Source organism: Streptomyces sp. 4N509B, from assembly GCF_052245655.1.
In the GTDB taxonomy this organism is placed as follows: Bacteria; Actinomycetota; Actinomycetes; order Streptomycetales; family Streptomycetaceae; genus Streptomyces.
On sequence record NZ_JBQQBZ010000024.1, the window covers coordinates 12,964 to 33,218 of the forward strand.

At 74.3% G+C, this 20,255-nt stretch carries 16 protein-coding genes, 1 tRNA gene and 1 pseudogene; 12 read left to right on the forward strand and 6 right to left on the reverse strand.

What is annotated here, in order from left to right:
• Positions 1-233 precede the first annotated feature (233 nt).
• The 5 genes from ACTWP5_RS21065 (at position 234) to ACTWP5_RS21085 (ending at position 4,654) form a co-directional block, all read left to right on the forward strand.
• Positions 234-1,751, forward strand: a complete 1,518-nt coding sequence (locus ACTWP5_RS21065) for a potassium/proton antiporter (protein ID WP_443222685.1) — start codon at positions 234-236, stop codon at positions 1,749-1,751.
• Between the two features lie 135 nt (positions 1,752-1,886).
• Positions 1,887-2,255 carry an FmdB family zinc ribbon protein gene (locus tag ACTWP5_RS21070; RefSeq protein WP_443222600.1) on the forward strand — a complete coding sequence of 123 codons (369 nt, stop codon included), beginning with the start codon at positions 1,887-1,889 and terminating at the stop codon, positions 2,253-2,255.
• Positions 2,252-3,115, forward strand: a complete 864-nt coding sequence (locus ACTWP5_RS21075; protein ID WP_443222601.1) for an S-methyl-5'-thioadenosine phosphorylase — start codon at positions 2,252-2,254, stop codon at positions 3,113-3,115. Before ACTWP5_RS21070 ends, ACTWP5_RS21075 begins: the two co-directional genes overlap by 4 nt.
• A gap of 265 nt (positions 3,116-3,380) precedes the next feature.
• Positions 3,381-4,001: a hypothetical protein gene (locus ACTWP5_RS21080; RefSeq protein ID WP_443222602.1), complete on the forward strand. Its 621-nt coding sequence runs from the start codon at positions 3,381-3,383 to the stop codon at positions 3,999-4,001.
• A 137-nt stretch (positions 4,002-4,138) separates the two neighbouring features.
• Positions 4,139-4,654 carry an MscL family protein gene (locus ACTWP5_RS21085; RefSeq protein ID WP_443222686.1) on the forward strand — a complete coding sequence of 172 codons (516 nt, stop codon included), beginning with the start codon at positions 4,139-4,141 and terminating at the stop codon, positions 4,652-4,654.
• A gap of 241 nt (positions 4,655-4,895) precedes the next feature.
• Here the strand turns inward: ACTWP5_RS21085 and ACTWP5_RS21090 are convergent, their stop codons facing one another.
• Positions 4,896-5,606 (reverse strand): AMP-binding protein, encoded by a 711-nt coding sequence (locus tag ACTWP5_RS21090; RefSeq protein ID WP_443222603.1) that lies wholly within the window; start codon positions 5,604-5,606, stop codon positions 4,896-4,898.
• Positions 5,607-5,841: 235 nt separating this feature from the next.
• Between ACTWP5_RS21090 and ACTWP5_RS21095 the strand changes: the two genes are divergently transcribed.
• Entirely contained in the window at positions 5,842-6,945 is a 1,104-nt protein-coding gene (locus ACTWP5_RS21095; RefSeq protein WP_443222604.1) for a P1 family peptidase, read from the forward strand.
• A gap of 176 nt (positions 6,946-7,121) precedes the next feature.
• Here ACTWP5_RS21095 and ACTWP5_RS21100 read toward each other — a convergent pair whose 3' ends face one another.
• From ACTWP5_RS21100 to ACTWP5_RS21110, 3 genes and pseudogenes are all read right to left on the reverse strand, one after another.
• Positions 7,122-8,672 (reverse strand): MFS transporter, encoded by a 1,551-nt coding sequence (locus tag ACTWP5_RS21100; RefSeq protein ID WP_443222605.1) that lies wholly within the window; start codon positions 8,670-8,672, stop codon positions 7,122-7,124.
• Between the two features lie 279 nt (positions 8,673-8,951).
• Positions 8,952-9,812, reverse strand: a complete 861-nt coding sequence (locus tag ACTWP5_RS21105; RefSeq protein ID WP_443222606.1) for a TetR/AcrR family transcriptional regulator — start codon at positions 9,810-9,812, stop codon at positions 8,952-8,954.
• Positions 9,813-10,194: 382 nt separating this feature from the next.
• Positions 10,195-11,115 (reverse strand): annotated as a pseudogene (locus ACTWP5_RS21110) (sigma-70 family RNA polymerase sigma factor); the annotation flags it as partial.
• Between the two features lie 662 nt (positions 11,116-11,777).
• On the opposite strand from ACTWP5_RS21110, the gene ACTWP5_RS21115 reads away from it, so the two are divergent.
• Positions 11,778-13,349 (forward strand): FtsW/RodA/SpoVE family cell cycle protein, encoded by a 1,572-nt coding sequence (locus ACTWP5_RS21115; RefSeq protein ID WP_443222607.1) that lies wholly within the window; start codon positions 11,778-11,780, stop codon positions 13,347-13,349.
• Between the two features lie 18 nt (positions 13,350-13,367).
• Complete coding sequence (locus tag ACTWP5_RS21120) at positions 13,368-14,642, forward strand: M20 metallopeptidase family protein (protein WP_443222608.1); 1,275 nt, start codon at positions 13,368-13,370, stop codon at positions 14,640-14,642.
• A 126-nt stretch (positions 14,643-14,768) separates the two neighbouring features.
• Here the strand turns inward: ACTWP5_RS21120 and ACTWP5_RS21125 are convergent, their stop codons facing one another.
• The gene (locus ACTWP5_RS21125) at positions 14,769-15,551 is read right to left on the reverse strand and encodes a DUF899 domain-containing protein (protein ID WP_443222609.1); all 783 of its coding nucleotides are present in this window, start codon (positions 15,549-15,551) and stop codon (positions 14,769-14,771) included.
• 206 nt (positions 15,552-15,757) lie between these two features.
• Between ACTWP5_RS21125 and ACTWP5_RS21130 the strand changes: the two genes are divergently transcribed.
• A tRNA-Arg gene (locus ACTWP5_RS21130) sits at positions 15,758-15,830 on the forward strand.
• Between the two features lie 217 nt (positions 15,831-16,047).
• Positions 16,048-16,956, forward strand: coding sequence for a Rieske 2Fe-2S domain-containing protein (locus ACTWP5_RS21135; RefSeq protein ID WP_443222610.1), 909 nt, complete (start codon positions 16,048-16,050; stop codon positions 16,954-16,956).
• 55 nt (positions 16,957-17,011) lie between these two features.
• On the opposite strand, the gene ACTWP5_RS21140 is transcribed toward ACTWP5_RS21135, so the two are convergent.
• Positions 17,012-17,746, reverse strand: coding sequence for a YqjF family protein (locus tag ACTWP5_RS21140; RefSeq protein WP_443222611.1), 735 nt, complete (start codon positions 17,744-17,746; stop codon positions 17,012-17,014).
• Between the two features lie 134 nt (positions 17,747-17,880).
• On the opposite strand from ACTWP5_RS21140, the gene ACTWP5_RS21145 reads away from it, so the two are divergent.
• Entirely contained in the window at positions 17,881-18,336 is a 456-nt protein-coding gene (locus tag ACTWP5_RS21145; protein WP_443222612.1) for a pyridoxamine 5'-phosphate oxidase family protein, read from the forward strand.
• A 117-nt stretch (positions 18,337-18,453) separates the two neighbouring features.
• Entirely contained in the window at positions 18,454-20,106 is a 1,653-nt protein-coding gene (locus ACTWP5_RS21150; RefSeq protein ID WP_443222613.1) for a hypothetical protein, read from the forward strand.
• The last annotated feature ends 149 nt before the right edge of the window (positions 20,107-20,255 follow it).

A 20,255-nucleotide genomic window follows, 5' to 3' on the forward strand; every position in this document is an offset into this window, starting at 1 on the left:
ACCACGCGGCACGGTCCGGCGGCGCGTGACGTGACACGTCACGTGGCCACACGTGGGACCGCGGGCGCGGACGCGCGCGCACGGGCCCGCGCGCGGGTACGCGTACGGGAAGGAGTGCGGGCAAACGTGCACACGTGCGGGCACACGTACCCGTACGGCCCACCCCGAGCCCCCGAAACCCGAGCCCCCGAAACCCGAGCCCCCGCGACCCGAGACCCGAGGGAGGAACGCCGCTGACCGTCGAACGCCTCAACGTCCTCCTCCTCGCCGGCGCGCTCGTCCTGCTCGTCGCGGTGGTCGCCGTGCGCGTGACCACCCACAGCGGGCTGCCCTCCCTGCTCCTCTACCTCGCCATCGGCATGGGCCTGGGCGAGGACGGCCTCGGCGTGGAGTTCGACGACGCCGAGCTGACACGGGTCCTCGGCTACGCGGCGCTCGTCGTCATCCTCGCCGAGGGCGGTCTCAGCACCCGCTGGCGCGACATCCGCCCCGGCATCCCCGCCGCGGGCCTGCTCGCCACCGTCGGCGTCGGCGTCAGCGTCCTGGTCACGGCCGCCGGAGCCCACCTCCTCGTCGGGCTCAGCTGGGAGACGTCGCTGGTGCTGGGCGCCGTGCTCTCCTCCACCGACGCCGCCGCCGTCTTCTCCGTGCTGCGGCGGGTGCGGCTGCCGCGCCGGCTCTCCGGCGTGCTGGAGGCCGAGTCCGGCTTCAACGACGCCCCCGTCGTCATCCTCGTCGTCGCCCTCTCCGAGACGCACCCGCGCGGCGAGGAGTGGTGGGTGATGATCGGCGGGATGGTGGTGGAACTGGCCATCGGGCTGGTGGCCGGGCTCGTCGTCGGGCGGCTCGGCGTGCTGGGGCTGCGGCTGGTCGCCCTCCCCGCCGCCGGCCTCTACCCGATCGCCGTGCTGGCGCTGGCCGTGCTGGCGTACGCGGGCGGCGCGCTCGCCCACGGCTCCGGCTTCCTCGCCGTCTACGTGGCCGCGCTCATCCTCGGCAACGCCCGCGGCCTGCCGCACCGGCCCGCGGCGCGCGGCTTCGCCGACGCGATGGCGTGGGTGTCGCAGATCGGGCTCTTCGTGCTGCTGGGGCTGCTGGCCGACCCCTCCGAGCTGTGGCCGGACCTGTGGCCGGCGGTGGTGGTCGGCACGGTGCTGTCGGTGGTGGCCAGGCCGGTGGCGGTCATGGTGTGTCTGGTGCCGCTGCGGTGGAGCTGGCGGGACCAGGCGATGCTCAGCTGGGCCGGGCTGCGGGGCGCGGTCCCGATCGTGCTCGCCACCATCCCCGTCGTGGCGGGGGTTCCCGAGAGCGAACGGATCTTCGGGATCGTCTTCGGTTTCGTCGTGGTCCACACGATGCTCCAGGCCCCCGCCCTGCCCTGGGTGGCGCGGCGGCTGCGCCTCGTCGGCGAGCTCGACGAGGCGGAGGACGTCGACATCGAGTCCGCGCCGTTGGAGCGGCTGCGCGGACATCTGTTGTCCGTGTCCGTCCCGCGGGGGTCGCGGATGCACGGCGTGGAGGTGGCGGAGCTCAGGCTGCCGCAGGGAGCCGCGGTGACCCTGGTGGTGCGGGACGGCAGGAGCTTCGTGCCGCAGCCCTCGACGGCCCTGCGGCGCGGGGACGAGCTGCTGGTGGTGGCCACCGACCCGGTGCGGGACGCGGTGGAGCGGCGGCTGCTGGCGGTGAGCCGGGGCGGCAAGCTCGCGCGCTGGCTGGGACAGGGCGGGGGCAGCACGGGGCTGCGGGGCTGAGCTGGCGGTGTGGACGTCGGTGTGGCCGACGCTGTGAGGGGGTGGGCGGCCGGCGTGAGTAGACGCAGGGGGTAGGAATGTTGCACGATGGAGCGTCGTTAGCACTCCCACACCCAGAGTGCCAGGAGGAATGACGTGCCGACGTACCAGTACCAGTGCACCGCGTGCCAGGAGGGCATCGAAGTGGTGCAGAAGTTCACCGACGACTCCCTCACGGAGTGCCCCAGCTGCCAGGGGCGGCTCAAGAAGGTGTTCTCGGCGGTCGGCATCGTCTTCAAGGGCTCCGGCTTCTACCGCAACGACAGCCGTAACACCTCCTCCTCCCACACGGGCGGTTCCGGCAGCAACGGCAAGGCGTCGGACAAGGCCACGGGCAAGACGGGCGACAGCTCCTCCTCGGGTTCGTCCGGGTCCTCGGGGTCCTCCGGGTCCGGCAGCTCGTCCTCGACCTCGTCCTCCTCGTCCTCGTCCTCGTCCTCGACCAGCACCGCCTCCGCCGCATGAGCGCGCCCGCCGCGCCCGCCGAGGGCGCCGCGGCGGCCGACATCGGCGTCATCGGCGGCTCGGGGTTCTACTCGTTCCTCGACGACGTGACCGAGGTCACCGTCACCACGCCCTACGGGCCGCCGAGCGACTCGCTGTTCGTGGGCGAGATCGCCGGCCGGCGGGTCGCCTTCCTCCCCCGCCACGGCCGCGGCCACGGCCTGCCGCCCGCCCTCATCAACTACCGCGCCAACCTCTGGGCGCTCCGCTCGCTCGGCGTCCGCCAGGTGCTGGGTCCCTGCGCGGTGGGCGGGCTGCGCCCCGAGTACGGCCCCGGCACCCTGCTCGTCCCTGACCAGCTGGTGGACCGCACCCAGGGCCGGGCGCAGACCTTCTTCGACGGGTTGCCCCGCGAGGACGGCCAGCGTCCGAACGTCGTGCACGTCACCTTCGCCGACCCGTACTGCCCGGTCGGCCGGAAGGCCGCGCTGGGTGCCGCGCGGGACAGCGGCTGGGAGGCGGTCGACGGCGGCACGATGTGCGTGATCGAGGGCCCTCGCTTCTCGACCCGCGCCGAGTCCCTCTGGCACGCGGCGCAGGGCTGGTCCGTCGTCGGCATGACCGGCCACCCGGAGGCCGTCCTCGCTCGCGAGCTGGAGCTCTGCTACACCTCGCTCGCCCTCGTCACCGACCTGGACGCGGGCGCCGAGGAGGGGGAGGGCGTCTCCCACGCCGAGGTGCTGGCGGTCTTCGCGCAGAACATCGACCGGCTGCGCACCGTGCTGTTCGACGTGCTGGCCCGGCTTCCGGAGAACGGCGACCGCGACTGCCTGTGCGCGACGGGTCTGGGCGGCCAGGACCCGGGCGTCGAACTGCCCTGACGCCCCCGAGGCCCGGCGCCTGACCCTTGACGGCGGCGACGGCCGGACGGCCGTTTCCGGTCCGCCACCGACCTCGCCACCGACCCCACCCCGCCACCGCTCCCTGTCGCTGCCGTCGTTCGGCTTCCGGTCTGTTCCCGAAAGCCCGGCCGGTGGAGGCGGGGCTGGGCGGGGTTCTCACCCGTCGGGGTGACGCCGTTGTCCACAGCCGCGGCCCCGTCCACGGGCCGCTGCGGTCCTCGCCGCGTCACGGCAGGGTGGGGGCATGAAAGCCGTCCACGCGCCGCGGCGCCCCGCCTCCCCGCCCCCGCCCTCCCCGAGCTCCGCCCGCACGTCGCCCGCGTCGGCGGTGCCCGCGTTCCGGCCGGTGACAGCCTCCTCCTGCATGGGCGGCGGGTGGCTTCGGCGCCGCGTGCGGCGCGCGGTGCGGCGCGGCCGGCGCACCCTGGCCATCCCTCTCGTGCTCGCCGCTGTCACGCTGGTCGTCGTCGGTGCGCACTGGAGCGCCGGCGAGCCGCGGCGAGGATCCGCCGGCGCCGGGCTCGCCGACGGATCGGCGCGTGACGGCGCGCGCCCCGCCCGGTCCGAGCCCGCCGGAGGCGAAGGTCCCGGCTCCCTGGTGGCGGCGCCCGTCCGCATCGGCGACCCGGCCGCGGCGCGTCTCGTGCGGCCGGGAGACGTCGTGGACGTCCTCGCGGCCTCGCCCGAGCGGGCGGCGGCGCGCGTCGTCGCACGTCGGGCCCGGGTCGCCGAGGTCCCCGACGGGCGGTCGGCCCCGGGTGAACGGGGCGCGTTGCTGGTCGTCGAGGTGTCGCCCGCCACCGCTGCGAAGCTCGCCGGAGCCGCCGTCAAGGAAGAGCTGACGATCACCCGATGGGGGGCATGAGGTGGACAGGGGCGACGTCGCTCAGGCAGCGTGTGCGGCGATCGCACGCCCCCCGGCGCCGCCCGGGGCGAGAAGGGAGACGAGACAGCACGGTGAGCGAGCAGCAGAAAGGGTTCGTCGCGGGCGTCAAGGGAGTCCTGGGGGGATTCCAGGCGTTCCTGACCCGCGGGAACGTGGTCGAACTGGCCGTCGCCGTCGTGATCGGCGCCGCCTTCACCAGCATCGTGAACTCGGTGGTGACGGGCATCATCAACCCCCTCGTCGGCGCCTTCGGCACCCAGGATCTCGGCAGGTACCAGTCCTGCCTGCGGGGCCCGTGCGAGGTCAACGAGGCGGGCGAGGTGCTCTCCGGCATCCCGATCCGCTGGGGTCTGGTGATCAGCGCCACCCTGACCTTCCTGATCACCGCGTCCGTCGTCTACTTCCTGATGATCCTCCCGCTCACCCGGTACCTGGAGCGTCGCCGGTCGAAGGACGAGGAGCCGGAGGGCGGCCCGACGGAGCTGGAGGTGCTGATCGAGATCCGCGACGCGCTGCGCGCCCAGCGGGCGGCGGGTGTGGAGGGCACGGACGGCGCGGACGGTCCCGCCGAGATCGTCACCGCGCGGCTGGCCGCGCAGCGCGACGGCGAGGACGTGAACCGCTCCTCCTGAACCGGGCGGCAGACCGGTCGGTCCCTCAGCCCGTCCCGCAGCCGAGTCCTGTCGAGCCGAATGGGGGTGGGCGCCTGAGCTGGCCCCTCGCCCGGCTCAGCCACCCACCCCGCGGTCCGACCGCCTCACGGACGTACGGGTCGTGCCGGGTGCACCGGGCGCACCCGGCGCACCGCCCCGTGGCCCCCCGGACCCACCGGACGCGCCGGAATCCCGGCTCCGGCCGGGGCGCCGGGGACCGTCACAGGTGGTGCGGTGGGCGCTCCTCCAGGAAGCGGGCGAGGTCGCGCGCCCCGCCGGTGCCCTCCTCGGGCCGGTCACCCCAGCCCCGGTCGGTGTCGTCCGCGGCGGGCCGGTCCAGCGGGTCGTCGAAGTCGAACGCGGCCAACGGGTCCGGCAGCGAACGCTCCGGAGGCGGGGTGGTCATGCCCCCAGCGTACGGTCCGACGCCGAGCACCCCGTCCGGCCCGGGGCCGCCGAACGCCAGCGCCTCGTGCCACCACAGGTCGCGCCCCGGCTCCCACGGCACGGGACGCGGCACCTGCGGCACCACGATCACGGTGTGCACCTCGGGACAGCCCCACAGCGCCCGGTCGATCCCGGCCTTGACGTCCCACAGCCCCATCGGCGTCCGGGAGGCGTCGGCGGTGACCACCACCCGCGCGCCGCTGGAGCGGATCCTGTTGCGGACGAACCCCAGGTGGTCGCCGACGGGCAGGGTGATCCGCAGCGCCCCGAGGCGGATGCAGGCCAGGGTGACGACCACGGACTCCAGGCACATCGGCAACGCGACGGCCACCGAGTCGCCGTCGCGCACGCCGAGCCGGCTCAGCGCCTCGGCCGCCTGCTCCCCCTGGCGCTGGAGCTGCCGATGATTGAGCACGTCGGCGGGGCCGGTGTGCCGGCGCTCCTCGGCGTACCCGTCCCCCTGGTCAAGGTCATCCGGTGACATGCCGGGCAGCATCGCTGTCCCCGATGGACGTCGGATAAACGTCCGCTGGATGGCCTGTCGAGGACGGATGTGAGGACGGTTCGGCGGGGACGGCGTCCGCGCGCCGGCACTCGCGCCGGCCGGGGGCGGGCGATCCGTTCACGGGCCCGGTCCCGGGCCGCGCGGTCACGCGGTCACGCGGTCACCGCGCCCCTGATGGGTCTTCCCGGGCCACGCGCGTGGTACGCATGAGCCCATGCGTGAGGAGAGTAACGGCCCCGTCCGCCCCGCGACAGGCCCCGCCGACGCGCTGACGGACGTGGCGGGGCTGCGGGTGGGCCACGCGCAGCGGGTCGGCGACGGCTGGCTGACCGGGTGCACCGTGGTCCTCGCCCCGGACGGCGGCGCCGTCGCCGCCGTGGACGTGCGCGGCGGCGGCCCCGGCACGCGGGAGACGGACGTGCTCGACCCGCGGAACCTGGTGGAGCGCGTCGACGCGGTGCTGCTGACGGGCGGCAGCGCGTTCGGTCTGGACGCGGCGGGCGGCGTCGTCGCCTGGCTGGAGGAACAGGGCCGCGGTTTCCTGATCGGCCCCGACCCGTCCCGGGTGGTGCCGATCGTCCCGGCCGCCGTCCTCTTCGACCTCGGCCGGGGCGGGGACTGGCGGGCCAGGCCGGACGCGGCCATGGGTCGGGCGGCCGTGGCGGAAGCGGCCCGCTCCGGGCCCGGCGCGCCGGTCGCCGAGGGCAACGTCGGCGCGGGCACGGGCGCGAAGGCGGGCGGGCTGAAGGGCGGCGTCGGCACGGCCAGTGCCGTCCTGCCCTCGGGCGTCACGGTCGCGGCCCTGACGGTCGTCAACGCGGCCGGCTCGCCCGTCGACCCGGCCACCGGAGCGCTCCACGGCGACCCCGCGACCCGCCCGGCGGCGGGCGCGCTGGCCGAGGCGGGCCGGCGCCTTGAGGCCGCCCGGCGGGAGACGCACGCCCGTGCCGCGGGCGCGACGCGCGCCCCGTTGAACACCACCCTGGCGGTGGTGGCCACCGACGCGGTGCTCACGCGGCCGCAGGCGCAGCGCATGGCGGGCACCGGCCACGACGGGCTGGCGCGCGCGGTGCGTCCCGTGCACCTGATGACCGACGGCGACACGGTCTTCGCCCTCTCCACCGGCACGGGCACCGCTGCCGGTACGGGCACCGGCCCGGCGTCCCTGCCGCCCGTCGAGGCGGTGGCGTTCTTCAACGAGCTGCTGGCGGCGGCGGCCGAGGTCGTGACCCGCGCGGTGGTCAGGGCCGTCCTCGCCGCGGAGACGGTCGACACCCCCGGCGGGGTCCTCCCCTCCTACCGGGACGTGTACGGCTGACCGGCGCCGCGCGACCGGCGCCGCCCGACCGGTGCCGGCTCACCACCCACCCACCGTCCGGCAGCCGCGAGCCGCGAGCCGCGAGCCGCGAGCCGCGCCCCGACAGCAACGGCAGGGCCCCCACGGCGTGGATGCCGTGGGGGTCCTGCCGCGGGAGGTGCCGGGCGAGCGGGCGCTCAGTGCACCATGACCGGCACGGCGTCGGCCGACTTGCCGAGCTCGCCGTCCGTGCCCTCGCCGCCCGCCGCTGCCGCGTCGCTCTCGCTACGCCGGCCGCTGAGCAGCACGAACGCGATCACGGCGGCGGCCATCACGATGGCGAAGCCCCACCAGATCGCCTCGTTGTAGCCGTGCACCATCGCCTCGTACTGGAGCACCGTCTGGCCGCCCTCGCCGGTGGCGTCCGACGCGTGCGCCGTGAGGTACGAGGCGGTCGCGCTGGCCGCGATCGTGTTCAGCAGCGCCGTGCCGATCGCGCCACCCACCTGCTGCGAGACGTTGACCATCGCCGAGGCGACGCCCGCGTCCGTGGGCTTGACCCGGTCGATGGCCAGGCTCATGCCGGGCATGAACGCCGTGCCCAGGCCGAGGCCGAGCAGCACCTGCGCGGGAACGACCACGCCCCAGTAGGAGGTGTCCAGGCTGAGCTGGGTCAGCAGCAGCATGCCGAGCGCGCCGACGGCCAGGCCGGGCGCCATCAGGTACCGCGGGGGCACCCGCGTCACCAGCTTGGCGCCGATCTGGGTGGAGCCGATGACCATGGCGATCACCATCGGCATGAAGGCGAAGCCGGTCTTGATCGGCGAGTATCCGCGCACGACCTGGAGGTAGAAGGTGAGGAAGAGGAAGAGGCCGAACATCGCGATGACCGCGAGGCCCAGCGAGAGGTACGCCCCGCCCCGGTTGCGGTCGGTGATGACGCGCAGCGGCAGCAGCGGCGACTTCACCCGCGACTCGACGATCACGAAGGCCGCCAGCAGCACCGCCGAGAGGACGAACATCGCGACCGTGACGGACTCGGTCCACTCCTCGTGCTCGGCGCGTGCGAAGCCGTAGACCAGCGCGACCAGGCCCAGCGAGCCGAGGATGACGCCCGGCACGTCGAGGGTCGAGCGGTTGCGGGACTCCACGGGCTCGCGGATCACCGCGATGGCGCCGATGGCGGCGACGGCCGCGAACGGGATGTTGACGTAGAACGTCCAGCGCCAGTCCAGGTACTCGGTGAGCGCGCCACCCAGCAGCAGACCCACGGCCGCGCCGGCACCCGCGATGGCACCGAAGACGCCGAACGCCTTGGCGCGCTCCTTGGCGTCCGTGAAGAGGATCGAGAGGAGCGAGAGCGCCGCCGGGGCGAGCAGCGCGCCGAACACGCCCTGGAGGGCGCGGGCCGCGAAGAGCATCAGTTCACCCTGGGCGGCACCACCGAGCGCGGAGGCCGCGGCGAAACCGATCAGGCCGATGACGAAGGCCCGGCGGCGGCCCCACAGGTCGGCCACCCGGCCGCCGAAGAGCAGCAGACCACCGAAGGCGAGGGCGTAGGCCGTGATGACCCACTGCCGGTTGCCGTCGGATATTCCGAGGTCGAGCTGGGCCGAGGGAAGCGCGATGTTCACGATCGTGCCGTCGAGCACGACCATCAGCTGCGCCAGGGCGATGAAGATCAGGGCCTGCCACCGCCGGGGATCAGCCCCGGCGCGAGTCTGGCTCGAGTCGGATTGAGGTGGCATGAAGTTGGCTACCTTACGTTGCGAGGGATCGAACGGGTCAGGGGTGACGCGTTGGTCTCCGGTAGACCGGCGGGGCGCCGAAAAATCAGCGCAGGGTGCCCCGCCGGTTCCGGATCGGGTGTCGGATCGGGTGGTTTCGGTCTCGGATCCCGGTCGTGGATCGGCGGCTTCGCGGATCAGCGGAGGCCGGGGTCCGGTGTCGGTGGCTCGCGGTCGGGTGGCGGCGCCGGCACAGGGGGCGGCGCGTGCCGCCCGCGCGAGCGCCGTCGGGCTTCGACGTCAGGCCGTGGTGCCTCTCCCTTGAGGCCGGGGCCTTTCCGGATGTCTCGTACGCGTCTCGGCCTGGGCGCGGTGCTCGGCCTGGGCGCGGTGCTCGGCCTGCCCCCGGCGCGGGGACGGGCCCCCGGGCCGTGGCCTGGCCGGGTGCCGGGAGTCCGGGCCGGCCTGTGCCTCGGGCCCGGGCTCCGGCCTGGGCTGGCGTAGGTCGGCTCTGAGCTCGGCCATCTCCAGCGCCGAGCCGGGCAGTTCGGACCGGGCCGGTGCCCGCAGGCCGTCGAGGAAGACCTGGAGGTGGCGCCGGGCCATCGTCGTCGGGCACGCGCTCCCGTCGCCGGGCAGCGGGCGCGTCAGCCGGGAGACCGCGACGAGGAGGTCGGCGGTGCCGATGTCCCCGCGCAGCTGGCCCGATCGCCGTGCCCGTTCCACGAGCCGTCCCGTGAGCTCGAACGCCCGCTCGCGGGCCGCCACGAGCTCGGGGTGCTCGGTGTCGATGCCGGAGTCGAGGATCAGCATGCAGAGCGCGCCGACGCGCTCCTCCGAACTGCTCAGCAGTGCTTCACTGAGGGCCTCGAAAGGATCACGGTCTTCCTCCAGCAGGGTTTCGGTTCGCTCCATGATCCGCCGGTTGACATAGAGCAGCACGTGGAACAGCAGCGAGCTGCGGTCCGGGAAGTGCCGGTACAGGGTGGCATTGCCGACCCCGGCGCGTCGAGCGATTTCGTCCAGGGCGACCTCCGCGCCGTGCTCCACGAACGCGTCCCGCGCGGCGGCGAGGATGCGCTCCCGGTTGCGGACGGCGTCCGCGCGCAGCCTCGGCGTCGGTGCCGGTGCGGCGATGGCCGGGCTCGCGGCGACGGTCACGGCGGTCTCCCTGAGGGGTCGTCAGTCGGTGCGGTGGACGACCGGGGTCCGTGCCGGCGTTCGGTGGGCCGCGACCGTCCGAACCGTTAAACGGGGACGCCGTCCCCACATATTTCGCGGCGGGGTGTGTCGTGTGTCACAGACTGACAGATGGCAGCCCCTGACATGGCGAACGGCCGGGCTCGGCCCGGCCGTTCGCCATGTGTGGTCAGCAGCGGAGCGCTGCGACGAGGTGATGGGGGTGGCCCACGCGGTGGCCGACGCGAAGTAGCCGACGCGGTGGCCGACGAAGCCACGAGGGGCTACGACCGGGGCCACCAGGCGGGCGCTCCGCCCGCGTGCCCCGGCCCCCCGCGCCTTCGGCCTTCCCCCCGCGGCGGCGTTACGCCGCGGCGTCGAAGCCGGAGTCGCTGGCCATCCGCTTCAGCTCCAGCAGTGCGTGCTTCTCGATCTGCCGGATCCGCTCCCGGGTCAGGCCGTGCTGCTTGCCGACCTCGGTCAGCGTCCGCTCGCGGCCGTCCTCGATGCCGTACCGCGCGCGGATGATGGACGCGGTGCGGTGGTCCAGGCGGCTGATGAGGTCCTCAAGGCCCTCGCGCCGCATCATCACCAGCACCGACTGCTCCGGCGTGGCCGCCGAGGTGTCCTCCAGCAGGTCCCCGAACTGCGTCTCGCCCTCGTCGTCCACCGACATGTTCAGGCTGACGGGGTCACGCGCCCAGTCCAGCACGTCCTGGATCCGCTCGGGCGAGGAACCCAGCTCGTCGGCGATCTCCCTCGGCTCCGGCTCACGGCCGTGCTCGCGGTTGAACTCGCGCTGCACGCGTCGTATCCGGCCCAGCTCCTCCACGAGGTGGACGGGCAGGCGGATCGTGCGCGACTGGTCGGCGATCGACCGCGTGATGGCCTGCCGGATCCACCACGTCGCGTACGTGGAGAACTTGAACCCCTTGGAGTAGTCGAACTTCTCGACGGCGCGGACCAGGCCGGCGTTCCCCTCCTGGATCAGGTCCAGCAGGGGCAGACCGCTGCGCGGATACCGGCGAGCCACCGCGACGACCAGGCGCAGGTTCGAGCGGATGAAGACGTCCTTGGCTCGCTCTCCCGCGGCCACCAGCGTCTCAAGCTCCTCGCGCGTGGCCGAGGCCCCGGCGCTGCCCTCCGCCGGCTGCTCCTCGCCCGCGAGAATCCGCTCCGCGTACAACCCCGCCTCGATCGCCAGAGACAGCCGCACCTCCTCCTCCGCGTCGAGCAACGGGGTGCGGGCTATCTCGTCGAGGTACATCCCGACGAGGTCACGCTCGGTGGCGTCCCGCTCCGCGCTGCTGCCTGTGGTGGAACGAACACTGCCCGTCACTCCGACACGGTCGTCCATGTCGGGACGCCGGGCGACGGCACGGGTTGCCATACGTGCTCCCTTGCGAATGATCGAACTTCAGGACCCTGGATCGGGATGCTCCCTCGCCTCCCGAGTCCGTAACGATCTAACGATGGGAATCGGGACAGAATTCCCAAGCAGCGCATCTTTTTCTGGCGGTGCGGTATCCTGCCCGCTCGCACATGCCCGGGTCCTCCCTCCCCACATCCGTGAAGACGAACGACAGGCGCCGATAGTTGCGCCTCGCGCGCTCGGCTTCGTCGTACAACGGGTCGCGATCCGGGTACCCACCCGACTCGCGGGTACGCAGCCCTCCCCTGCGAACGCCCGCCACACCCTCGCGTACTCCCGCGTCCTCCCCACGCTCTGGCCCGCGCCCGCGACCTGCCGTGCGCCCCCACCCTCTTGGTAGGTTGCCGTCCGGCGGGAGGGCGGGCGAGGGACAGGGGCGCGGGGACACGATGGCCAGGGGTGCTGGGCCGAGAGGCCTCGGAGGCGACGGGGGCGGCCCGAGCGGCAGACTCGGCCGGGACGGTCACGGCGGCCGGGACGGAAGATTCGGCCGGGACGGCCGGGAGGCCCGCAGCGTGCTCAGCGCGGCCGGCGGCCGACTCCCCACCGACGTGCGCGCCTGGATCTCACGCCGCCGCAACACCGAGCTGGCCCTGATCGTTCTCGCCCTGCTGATCGTCACCTTCGGTCACGCCTCGGTCGGCCTCGCCCGGGAGGAACGCGTCCCCAGCGGCCTGCCCGCGTACGCCGGCGGCCTGTCCGCCCTCGCCCTCGCCGCGCACCTCGTGGTCCGCCGCGTCGCCCGCCACGCCGACCCGTTGATCCTGCCCGTCACCGTGCTGCTCACCGGGCTCGGCCTCGTGCTCATGGACCGGCTCGACCACGACTACGCCCTGCACTACGGCTCCGAGCCCGTCGCCCCCGACCAGGTCATGTGGACCGTCATCGGCGTCGTGCTGCTCGTCACCACCCTCCTGGCGCTGCGCCACCACCGCGTGCTCCAGCGCTACACCTACCTCGGCATGGCCGTCGCGATGCTCCTGCTGATGGCGCCCGCCCTCTTCGGCGCCGACCAGTACGGCGCGAAGCGCTGGATCACCGTGGGTGGGATGTCGGTGCAGCCGGGCGAGTTCGTCAAGGTCATGATCGTCGTGTTCTTCGCGAGCTACCTCATGGCCAACCGCGACGCCCTCGCCCTCTCCGGCCGCCGCTTCCTCGGCCTGGCCCTGCCCCGCGGGCGGAACGCGGGACCGGTGCTGCTGGTGTGGGCGGTCAGCCTCGTCGTCCTCTTCTACGAACGCGACCTCGGCACCTCGCTGATCTTCTTCGGCGTCTTCGTCGGGATGCTCTTCATCGCGACCCACCGCACCAGCTGGGCGCTGCTCGGCGTGCTGATGTTCGCCCTCGGCGCCGCCGTCGTCGCCGCCACGCAGCCGCACGTCAAGGGCCGGGTCCAGGCCTGGCTGGACCCCATGGCGATCTACCTGCCGCCCGAGCAGCGCCCCGACGGCCTGGTCTCCGACCAGTCGGCGCAGGCCCTCTTCAGCTTCGGCTCCGGCGGGCTGACCGGCACGGGCCTCGGCGAGGGCCACTCGTACCTCGTCGGCTTCGCCGGGCGCAGCGACTTCATCCTCGCCACCGTCGGCGAGGAACTCGGCCTGGCCGGCGTGACCCTCGTGCTGATGCTCTACGTGCTGCTGATGCAGCGCGGCCTGTCCGCCGCCCTCCGCACGACCGACCCCTTCGGCAAGCTGCTGGCGGCCGGGCTGTCGGTGGTCCTCGCGCTCCAGGTCTTCGTCGTGGCCGGTGGCGTCACCGGACTCATCCCCCTCACCGGGAAGGCGCTGCCGTTCCTCGCCCAGGGCGGCTCCTCGACGGTGGCGAACTTCCTGCTGGTCGCGCTGTTGATCCGGGTCAGCGACAGCGCCGGCAGAGCCTCCACCGAACCGGCCGGTAACGCTACGATCCTGACACCCGCCATCCGTGACCGACCCGACGGGCGCGACCGGCGTGACCGGCGCGACCGACGTGACCGGCCCGACCGACGTGACCGGCCCGACCGACGACGCCGGGCGAACGGGCCCGACCGGCCCCCACGGCCCGACGAGCGCGACCCGCGCGACCAACCCGACGCGCGACCAGCCTGACGAGGGAGCACCAGGACCATGACCTTCAGCCCCACCAGCCTGCGTGACGACGCCGCCTCCCAGACCGACGAGCTGATACGGCTGCGCCGCGCCCTGCACGCGGTCCCCGAGGTCGGCCTCGACCTCCCCCGCACCCAGGAGACGGTGCTCGCCGCCCTCGACGGGCTGCCGTTGGAGATCACCACCGGCCGTGGCCTCAGCTCCGTCACGGCGGTGCTGCGCGGCGGCGCGTCGGGCTCCGGCTCCGGCTCGGGCTCGGGGGAAGGGGGCGAAGGAGGCGAAGGGCGTGGGGCGCGGTGCGTGCTGCTGCGCGGCGACATGGACGCGTTGCCGCTGACCGAACGCACCGGCCTGCCGTTCGCCGCCCCCGCCGGCACCGAACGCATGCACGCCTGCGGCCACGACCTGCACACCACGATGCTGGTCGGCGCCGCCCGCCTGCTGGCCGCCCACCGCGAACGGCTCGCCGGCGACGTGATCTTCATGTTCCAGCCGGGGGAGGAGGGGTACGACGGCGCGGGCCACATGCTCGCCGAGGGTGTGCTCGACGCGGCCGGGCCCGACCGCCGCCCGGTGGCCGCGTACGCGCTGCACGTCACCTCCGGCATGTACCACGCGGGCGTCCTCGCGGCGCGCGGCGGGCCGCAGTTGGCGGCCTCCAGCGTCCTGGACGTCACGGTGCGCGGGGCCGGCGGCCACGGTTCGCAGCCGCACAAGTCCCGCGACCCGATCCCGGCCGCCTGCGAGATGGTCACCGCGCTCCAAACCTGGATCACCCGCAGCTTCGACGTCTTCGACCCGGTCGTTCTCACGGTCGGCCGCTTCCACGCCGGGACGGCGACCAACATCATTCCCGACACCGCGCGCTTCGCCGCCACCGTTCGCAGCTTCTCGACCGCGAACCTCGCCCGGCTGCGCGAGGGCCTCGTCGCGGTCTGCGAGGGCGTCGCGGCGGCGCACGGCCTGACGGTCGAGGCCCGTTTCACCGAGCAGTACCCGGTGACGGTCAACGACGTGGGCGAGGCGGCCTTCGCCGCCGACGCGGTGCGCGAGACCTTCGGCGAGGAGCGGTACGTTCCGATGGAGAACCCGATCCTCGGCGCGGAGGACTTCTCCCGCGTCATCGACGAGGTGCCGGGCGCGATGCTCTTCCTCGGCGCCACCCTCCCCGACCGCGACCCGGAGACGGCCCCGAGCAACCACTCACCCCTCGCGGCCTTCGACGAGTCCGTCCTGCCGGACGGCGCCGCCCTCTACGCCGAACTCGCCACCCGCCGCCTCGCGGCGGCGTGAGGGCACGCCCACGACCTGGGCCGGCGGCCCAGGTCGTGGCCTCGCGGATCGCCGGAAGGGCCGCGTCGTCGCGCGATCGAGGGCCCGCCTGACCGAGGGCCCGCGCGTCGCGTCCACGGCGGCGCGTCAGTGGCAGTGGCCGTGCCGGCCGAGGGTCTCCACGGGCGTCGCGCCGGGGCGGGTCCACTGCGGCACGGGCCGACTGGTCGGCCCCCACGTGGCGTTCCCGTCCGCGTCCGAGCGCCAGTACCAGCAGGGCTCGTTCCCTTCGGGCCAGCCCTCGGGCTTGTCCTCCCACGCCTCGCCGCGGCCGTAGGGCGTCATGTCGAGCAGGGCGAAGGTCCCGTTGGCCGGCTCGTTGCCCCGGCCCGTCGTGGAGTAGGTGAGGAACACGCGGTCGCCGTCGCGCAGGTAGGAGGTGAGGTACCCCATGTCGCCGCCGACCGGCCCCTCCACGTCGCGCACGGAGTACCAGGGCTGGGTGTAGCCCATGAACGCGACGTACGGCGCCACCTCCTCCCACCGGCCGGTGGTCACGACGGCGAACGAGACGCCGCGCGCGTTGAGATAGACGGCGTCCCTCAGGTGCCAGGCCGTGGTGGTGCAGCCCTCGCACTGCCCCTGGGGCGGGGCGCCGTCGTACCACATGTGCTTGTAGACGACGAGCTCGTCGCGGCCCTGGAACAGCTCCAGGAACGGCACCGGGCCGTCGGGACCGACGACCTCCACCGTCCCGTCGAACTCCACCATCGGCAGCCGGCGGCGCGCCGCGGCGATGGCGTCGCCCTCGCGGGTGTGGGCCTTCTCGCGGACCAGGAGCTCGTCACGGGCGGCCTGCCAGGTGGCCAGGTCGACGACGGGCGGGCGACCGGTCGACGCGGTGGCCGGCTCGTCCGGTGTGGTGGTCATGGTGTCCTCCGAGGTGTCCTCGTACCGGGCGCCGTCGCGGCGCCCGCGTGGTGGTCACCGGTACAGACCCGCGACCCCACCGGAACTCATCGCGGCGCGAGCCTCCCTCCCGACCCGGCCCGTTCCATGACGGGAGCACCCCCTCGCCTCCCCGTCCCTCCCGCCCGCTGATCCAGTCCCGCTCGGCCCGCTATGCTGTGCGCGAAGCCTCAGTAGCTCAGGGGATAGAGCACCGCTCTCCTAAAGCGGGTGTCGCAGGTTCGAATCCTGCCTGGGGCACAACGGAGAACACCCCGGAGCGATCATGCTCCGGGGTGTTCTGGCATCTGCGTCCGGTTCCGTGCGCCGGCCGGCGGCGGGGCCTCGGGGGTTTCCTCACTCTCCACGACGCGGAGGTACGACCACCCCACACGCGGCGTGTGTCCCAGGTGGCGGTCGCGTGGCCGTGCGGTCGGGGCCGCGTTTCGGTGGGGGTGTGGTGGGCTACTCGCGCGGCATGAGTGTTTCGCAGCGGACGCGCAGGGGGGCCCGGGCCGTGCGGGGAGGGCCCGAACGTGTGGTGTCGGCGGTCGACCGCCTGGAGGGGTGGTCGGGTGCCGACCGGCTGATCGGCGCCCTTCGGGCCGCCGTGCGGGCGGCGCCGCTCGGCCCCGCCCGGGATGTGCTGCACGGTCGGTGGATCGGGCACCCCGCGCACCCCCTGATGGTGCAGGTGCCGGTGGGCACCTGGCTGTCGGCGGCGGTGCTGGACCTGTTGCCCGGGCAGCCGCGTGGGCAGCGGGAGCTGATCGGGCTGGGCGTCGCGACCGCCGTGCCCGCCGCCGTGGCGGGCTGGACGGACTGGGCCGAGCTGCACCGGGAGCAGCGGCGCGTCGGACTGGTCCACGCCGTGTCGAACCTCGCGGCGGTGTCGCTCTTCGCCGGCTCCTTCGTCGCCCGCGGCCGTGGGCGGCAGGGAGTGGGGAAGGCCCTGTCGACGGCCGGGCTGTCGGCCGTCGCCGTGGGCGGAGCGCTCGGCGGCCATCTCGCCTACCGGCAGGCGTCGGGGGCCAACCACGCCGAGCACGTCCCCCACGTGGTGACGCCGGGCTGGCACGTCCTCGGGAACGTGGACGACTTCCCGCCCGAGCGGGCGGTGCGGCGGCGGATGGACGACGTGCCGGTCATGGTCGTCAGGGAGGACGGGGACGCCGTCCACGTGCTGGCGGACCGGTGCAGCCACATGGCGGGGCCGCTCTCGGAGGGCGAACTCGCCGACGGTTGCGTGCGCTGTCCCTGGCACGGCAGCACGTTCCGGCTGACGGACGGGTGGAACGTGCAGGGCCCGGCGACCTCGCCCCAGCCGGCGTTCGACGCCCGGATCGCCGACGGGCACGTCGAGGCTCGGCTGCGCGAGAACGCGTGACGACAAACGCGTGACGCCAAACGTGTGACGACGGCGACGACGGGACGGCGGGGCTTCAACGGGGACGGTGAGGGCGTGGCGGGCCGATGCGTACCTCGCGAACGGCCTCCGCGTAGTGGACCACCGGGTCCGCGGCGGGTGCCGGCAGCCCGACCGCCTCCAGGAGCGTCTCGTCGATGCCGTCGAGCGTCGCGGTGCGCAACGGCCACGGCTCGTGGCACACCGGGACCTCCCAGAGGACGCCGAGGTGGCGGGTGTAGGCGCGCCACCTCCCCGTCAGCCAGACGTCGCGCTCCGAGGGCCGCAGTCGCTCGCCCGGCCGGACGGTGAGGGCGTACGACGGCCCGCCGCGGCCGCGTCGGGCGCCGCTGTAGCGCACCGTGCGGCCGGCATCGCCGGCGTCGTGGAGGGTGACGGCCAGGTCGGCCCAGTGGTACGGGGCTCCCACGGTGGCGCGCGCCGCCAGCGTCGTCGGGCTGCCCGCCTCGATGTCCAGGAACCACAGGCCGTCACGTCCACCGGGCCCCCTGACGTAGGTGCGCAGGTTCGTCTCGGCGAACGTGAGCAGGCCGGGCAGGCCGGGCGGCAGGCCGAGTGGCCGGACGTGTGCCATGACGAACGGCGTCAGGCTCACCCACGCCCGCCCCTCGAACGCGTCGACCGCGAGCCCTTCCGGAAGGGTGCGTCGCACCTCGTCGATCCCGAACGGCCAGTGGACGAACGTGAGCGTGGTCCACTGGGCGCGCAGCACGGGCAGGCGCGGGTCCTCCTCGGGCGACTCGGACACCATGCCTCCCGGGTGCCCCCGTGGCCGCCGGCTACGCGTGGCCGGTGGCGTGGAGACCGGCCACGTCCCAGGCCCAGGCCCAGGCCCAGGTCGAAGGTCGCTGGTCCGCGCCGGGCGGGCGTAGAAGGATGAGGGGCGTGTCCCCTCCTCCTCCCTTCGACGTCGACGCCTTTCTCGCCCAGCCGCTCACCGCGCGCGTCGCGACGGACGGGCCGACGGTGCGGCCGGTGTGGTTCCTCTGGGAGGACGGGGCGTTCTGGGTCCTGACCGGGCCGTGGACCAGGCTGTACCACCGGGTCGAGGCGGACGCGCGGGTGGCGCTCGTCGTGGACGTGTGTGACGTCGCGACGGGTCTGGTGCGGCAGGTCATCGCTCGCGGGCGTGCCGAGCTGGTGCCGTTCGACGTGCCGCGGGGCCGGCGCAAGCTCGTGCGGTACCTGGGGGCGGACGAGTCGCGCTGGGACTCCCGGTTCGTGCGCTATCTGCGCGACGACCCGGCGGAACGCGGCACGGTGTGGCTGCGGCTGACCCCCTCCTCCCTGACGGCCCATGACCTGAGCTACGGCGTCGCCGTTCCTCCGCCCCCGCACTGACGGGCCCCGCGGGCCTCCGGGGAGCGTGGAAGGGGAACGCGCGGGACGCGGGGGGTCGCGGAACCGCACCATGACGGCAGGGGGACGGGGGCGTTGGCCGTGGGACATACTGCGGCGATGTCAGGTTCACACGGGCGCCGGGGCGCGCTGGCAGTCGTCCGGAACGCGTTCGCCTCCGCCCTGGTCTCCGTCCTGGTCTCCGTCCTGGTCACCGTCCTGGCCGTCGCGATGGCCGCCGCGACGGCGGTGGTCGCGGGCGCGGGGCACGCCAGGGCGGCGGACGGCGAGGTGCGCGACGAGACCCAGGCGTACGCCCACGTCCCGCTGCGTGCGCAGGAGCCGTACGCCAGCACCCCCGAGTGGCTGGTCCTGGACTTCGCGTACGACGGGCCCCAACGCCCCGCCGAGCTCAGCGTCGACGCCTCGGGGATCGAGGGTGTCGCCGTCGTCGAGCGGGGGGCGGACGGCTGCCGTCCCCGGATGCCGTCGTTCGGCTGCGAACTGCCCCTCCAGTCCGACGACGTCGCGTTGAACAGCCAGGAGTTCCTGCTCAGCCCGGCGGCGGGCGCGGAGGCCGGCGACCGGGGCACGCTGCGCTACGTCCTCAGGCCCGAGGGCCTGCCCGCCGTCCGCGGCAGTGTCACCGTGATCGCCGGGCGGCCGGAGCTGCGGGTGAACGAGGGCGCGACGCTCGCAGGGAGCCGCGCCGGCGACGCCCTCGACGTGCCCGTGACCGTCCGCAACACCGGGGACGTCCCCGCCCGTGGCGTCGTCCTCGTCATGGACGGCGACGGCGACCTGTCCGCGACGACCCGACACTCCAACTGCCGTTACTCGCGCGACGCCAGCATCGTCCAGTGCCTCCTCCCCGACGCCGTCATCGCGCCCGGCGAGACGCTGCGGGTGACGCCGACCCCGCGGGTGAGGTCGAGCGACGACGCGCTGGACGAACGTCTCTCCTACGGGGCCTGGGCCTTCCACACCCACGGGCGCCACCCCGGGAGCCCGTGCTGTGTCGACGACCCCGACCCCGCGCTCACCCCGGGCGACGCCGAACCGCTCGCCCTCGCGCCGGACCCCGAGGGCGGCGCGGGGACGACGTTCACGCCGGACCGCGAGCCGGCCGAGGCCGAGGTGCCGGTGCGCAACGCGGCCGACGTCGAGGCGATCGGCGCGTCGTTCCGGGGCGGGGAGGTCGGCAGCAGCCACCGGGTCCGCGTCGGCTTCCGCAACAACGGGCCCGCCGAGACGGGCGAGATTCGGACGGTGTTCGTCGTACCGGCCGGCACCGAGGTGACGGAGGCGCCGTACGACCCGGAGGCGGAGGCGGAGATGCTCGACCAGGTCTGTCAGACGGAGGACGAGGGTCGCAGCTACGTCTGCCGCCAGCACGCCGACGTCGGCCAGGAGGTCCGCTACGCGTTCACGCTGCGCGTCACGCGTGCGGGCGGCGCGCCCGGTTGCGTGTCCGTCTCGGCCTGGAACGGTCCCGTGGGGAGCGACAGCGAGCGCGTCAGGGACCCGAGGAGCGGCAACGACACGGCGGTGGTCGAGGCGGCGGGGGAGGGCGGCTCCGCCTGCGCGGTGGCGGAGGCGTGGGAGACGGGTGCCGGCGGTGCCAACGGTGCCGGCGGTGAGGGCAGCGAGGACGGTGGGGGCGACGGGGGTGGCGGCGGGTGGGCCGTCGGTGTCGGCGTCCTGGTGCTCCTCGGCGTGGCGCTGCCGGCAGCGGTGGTCGTCGTGAGGCGTCGGCGCGCGACGGCGCCGTGACGGGTCCCCGACGCTCCCCACCCCACGCCGGGCGGCCGTCGCGCTCGGCCCCTGCGCCCGGACGGTGCCGACCGCGTGCTGATCGACGGCGTCAGGCCGTCCGCTTCCGGCACCTCCAGCGCGGACAACGTCCTTCAGAACTCCCCGCC

What these genes read in the sequence shown, in the direction of transcription:
- ACTWP5_RS21075 (WP_443222601.1), top strand. Translation starts at nt 2,252, where the DNA reads ATGAGCGCGCCCGCCGCGCCCGCCGAGGGCGCCGCGGCGGCCGACATC.
- ACTWP5_RS21080 (WP_443222602.1), top strand. Translation starts at nt 3,381, where the DNA reads ATGAAAGCCGTCCACGCGCCGCGGCGCCCCGCCTCCCCGCCCCCGCCC.
- ACTWP5_RS21090 (WP_443222603.1), bottom strand. Translation starts at nt 5,606, where the DNA reads ATGTCACCGGATGACCTTGACCAGGGGGACGGGTACGCCGAGGAGCGC.
- ACTWP5_RS21095 (WP_443222604.1), top strand. Translation starts at nt 5,842, where the DNA reads ATGCGTGAGGAGAGTAACGGCCCCGTCCGCCCCGCGACAGGCCCCGCC.
- ACTWP5_RS21100 (WP_443222605.1), bottom strand. Translation starts at nt 8,672, where the DNA reads ATGCCACCTCAATCCGACTCGAGCCAGACTCGCGCCGGGGCTGATCCC.
- ACTWP5_RS21120 (WP_443222608.1), top strand. Translation starts at nt 13,368, where the DNA reads ATGACCTTCAGCCCCACCAGCCTGCGTGACGACGCCGCCTCCCAGACC.
- ACTWP5_RS21125 (WP_443222609.1), bottom strand. Translation starts at nt 15,551, where the DNA reads ATGACCACCACACCGGACGAGCCGGCCACCGCGTCGACCGGTCGCCCG.
- ACTWP5_RS21135 (WP_443222610.1), top strand. Translation starts at nt 16,048, where the DNA reads ATGAGTGTTTCGCAGCGGACGCGCAGGGGGGCCCGGGCCGTGCGGGGA.
- ACTWP5_RS21140 (WP_443222611.1), bottom strand. Translation starts at nt 17,746, where the DNA reads ATGGTGTCCGAGTCGCCCGAGGAGGACCCGCGCCTGCCCGTGCTGCGC.
- ACTWP5_RS21150 (WP_443222613.1), top strand. Translation starts at nt 18,454, where the DNA reads ATGTCAGGTTCACACGGGCGCCGGGGCGCGCTGGCAGTCGTCCGGAAC.